The sequence below is a fragment of the Xanthomonas sp. SHU 308 genome, from assembly GCF_000364645.1.
Classification (GTDB): Bacteria; Pseudomonadota; Gammaproteobacteria; order Xanthomonadales; family Xanthomonadaceae; genus Xanthomonas_A; species Xanthomonas_A sontii.
The window spans coordinates 1-453 of sequence record NZ_AQOK01000819.1 but is presented as its reverse complement, the minus strand read 5'-3'; the positions used below and the strand labels follow the sequence as shown (position 1 = coordinate 453).

Annotated in this window: 1 pseudogene; it reads right to left on the bottom strand. The window is 74.4% G+C overall.

Going from position 1 to position 453, the window contains the following annotated elements:
• A pseudogene (locus tag D588_RS28670) lies at positions 1–289 on the bottom strand (SPOR domain-containing protein); the annotation flags it as partial.
• Positions 290–453 lie beyond the last annotated feature (164 nt).

Below are 453 nucleotides of genomic sequence, written 5' to 3'. Positions count from 1 at the left end.
CGGTCGTGGGAGCCGCCGGTGCGTCAGCCTGCGCCGGAACCGCTTCGACAGTATCGGCGGCGACGGCGGTGTCCGCTTGCGCATCGGCTGGCGCGGCGACAGGCGCAACGGCCGGCGGAGTGGGCGCAGCGGCCGGTGCCGGCGTCTCGTTGACCAGTTGCAGCGTCGCCACCCCGGCCGGCACGGCCGGCATCGGCACCGGGGGCGGCGTCGGCGGCTGCATCGCCCACCACACCGCGACGCCGAGGTTGAGGATGGTCAGGACGACGAGCAGGGCGCGAACGAGCATGGCCGGATTCTAGAGCGTGCGATGCAGCTTGGGAGAGACAGAGACGTCTGCGTGGGACGTGGCGACCTCGCCGCAACGGCCGCCTGCGCCGGCCCGCTCAGGCGGCACCGGCACCGGCCACGGCGTGCGCCTGCGCCCACAGCGCCAGTCCGTCCAGGACCAAG